Here is a 2,576-nt window from a genome sequence, read left to right as displayed (position 1 = left end):
TGCGGATTCCACGGGCATCCGGCCACCCATTCCATGAACATCCGGCCACTGATTCCACGATGATCCGGCCACCCGTTCCACGGCCATCCGGCCACCCACAAGGCAGGCAGCAACGCAGGATTAATTCACTACCATCGACCTCTTTTATCGAAGCAGAGAGGTCGTCGTGGAGCGGTTATCCATGCGTAAAATTAAGGAAGTGCTACGTCTCAAGTTTGAGGTCGGCCTATCTGCTCGCCAGATCGCTGTCAGCTTGCAGGTGGGTCGCGCAACTATCGGTGAGTACCTCAATCGCTTTGCTGCCAGCGGGCTGACTTGGCCGTGTGCGGCGAGCGAGGCGCAGTTGCAGCAGCGTCTTTTTCCGCCACCACCCGACGTCCCCAGCGATCAACGTCCGATGCCGGACTGGACTCATGTCCACGCAGAGTTGCGCCGCCCCGGCGTAACCCTGGCCCTGCTTTGGCAAGAATATCGACTGGCGCACCCGCAAGGCTTCCAGTACAGCTGGTTCTGCGAGCACTACCGGCTCTGGGCCGCCAAGGTCGACGTGGTCATGCGCCAGGAACATCGCGCCGGCGAAAAGCTGTTCGTCGATTACGCGGGTCAGACCGTGCCGATCATCGACCGGCGAACCGGAGAGATCCGCCAGGCCCAGATATTCGTCGCCGTCCTCGGCGCCTCCAGCTACACCTTCGCCGAGGCGACCTGGTCGCAGAAACTGCCCGACTGGCTGGGCTCGCACGCCCGCTGTTTTGCTTTTTTCGGCGGCACCGCACAGATCCTGGTGCCCGACAATCTGCGCAGTGGCGTGACCAAGGCGCATCGCTACGAGCCGGATATCAACCCCAGTTACCGCGATCTCGCCGAGCATTACGGCGTAGCCGTGCTGCCCGCGCGCTCGCGTAAACCCAAGGACAAAGCCAAGGTTGAAGTCGGCGTACAGGTCATCGAGCGGTGGATACTGGCGGTGCTGCGCAACCGCCAGTTCTTCTCCTTGGGCGAACTCAACACAGCCATCGCGTTGCTGCTGGATCGCCTCAATCAGAAGCCCTTCAAGAAACTGCCCGGCTCACGCCGCTCGGCCTTCGAGACCATCGACCAACCCGCGCTGCAACCGCTACCAGAACATCCGTATGTCTACGCCGAATGGAAAAAGGTGCGAGTCCACATCGACTACCACGTCGAAGTCGACGGCCATTTTTACTCCGTGCCGTACCAACTGGTGAAACACCAACTCGAAGTACGCCTGACCGCGCAGACCGTCGAGTGCTTCCACGCCAACCAGCGCGTGGCCAGCCATCTGCGCTCGCCGCACAAAGGCCGCCACACTACCCACACCGAGCACATGCCCAAAAGTCACCGCGAACACGCCGAGTGGACGCCCCAGCGGCTGATCCGCTGGGCTGAGCAGACGGGCCCGAATACGGCCGGTGTCATCGCCTACATCCTCGAACGCCGAATCCATCCGCAGCATGGCTTCCGCGCCTGCCTGGGCATCCTGCGCTTGAGCAAACAGCACGGCGAAGAGCGGCTGGAAGCCGCTTGCCAACGTGCGCTGGCCCTAGGCGCATGCAGTTACAAGAGCCTCGAATCGATCCTGCGCCAAGGCCTGGAACGGCTACCTCTTGCCCAGCAAAACCTGCCGTTACTGCCCGATGAACATATCAATCTGCGCGGCCCCGGCTACTACCACTGACCTGAAAAAGGAGCACGAACATGCTGCCCAACCCGACCCTCGACAAGCTACAAACCCTGCGCCTGCACGGCATGATCAAGGCGCTTGGCGAACAACACGCAACGCCTGACATCAACGATCTCAGCTTCGACGAACGCCTCGGCCTGATGGTCGACCGCGAGCTGACCGAGCGCGAAGACGCCCGCCTGACTACGCGTCTCAAAGCCGCCCGACTACGCCACAACGCGTGCCTGGAAGACATCGACTACCGCAGCCCGCGCGGCCTGGACAAGGCCTTGATCCTGCAACTGGGCAGCGGTCAGTGGCTGCGCGATGGCCTGAACCTGATCATTGGCGGCCCGACTGGCGTAGGCAAAACCTGGCTCGCCTGCGCGCTGGCGCACAAGGCCTGCCGCGACGGTTACAGCGTGCGCTATCTGCGGCTGCCGCGCTTGATGGAAGAACTGGGCCTGGCCCACGGCGATGGGCGCTTCGCGAAACTGATGGTGGGTTATGCCAAGACCGACTTGCTGATCCTGGACGACTGGGGCTTGGCGCCGTTTACCGCAGCGCAACGGCGCGACATGCTCGAACTACTGGACGACCGCTACGGCAACCGCTCGACGCTGGTGACCAGCCAGATGCCGGTGGACAAATGGCATGCACTGATCGGCGATCCGACCCTGGGCGATGCGATCCTCGACCGGCTGGTACATAACGCTTATCGAATCGAACTGAAGGGCGAATCGATGCGCAGGCGCGCAACGAAATTGACGGCGACAGAGACTTCAGACTAACAATGCAAACCTGCGTCGCTGCGCTCCGACTGCCCGGCCGGATGAGCGTGGAATAGGTGGCCGGATGTTGGTGGGCTGGGTGGCCGGATGGCGTGGAATGCGCA

Annotated in this window: 2 protein-coding genes; both read left to right on the top strand. The window is 62.2% G+C overall.

Features of this window, described 5'->3' with window-relative positions; all coding sequences use genetic code 11:
- Positions 1 to 181 precede the first annotated feature (181 nt).
- Complete coding sequence (gene istA / locus INT12_RS30325) at positions 182 to 1,696, top strand: IS21 family transposase (RefSeq protein ID WP_193041204.1); 1,515 nt, start codon at positions 182 to 184, stop codon at positions 1,694 to 1,696.
- Positions 1,697 to 1,716: 20 nt separating this feature from the next.
- Complete coding sequence (gene istB, locus INT12_RS30320) at positions 1,717 to 2,472, top strand: IS21-like element ISPsy14 family helper ATPase IstB (protein ID WP_193041205.1); 756 nt, start codon at positions 1,717 to 1,719, stop codon at positions 2,470 to 2,472.
- The last annotated feature ends 104 nt before the right edge of the window (positions 2,473 to 2,576 follow it).

Origin of the sequence: Pseudomonas sp. K8 (assembly GCF_014889455.1) — a bacterium.
In the GTDB taxonomy this organism is placed as follows: Bacteria; Pseudomonadota; Gammaproteobacteria; order Pseudomonadales; family Pseudomonadaceae; genus Aquipseudomonas; species Aquipseudomonas veronii.
This window is presented reverse-complemented; position numbering and strand designations above follow the sequence as displayed.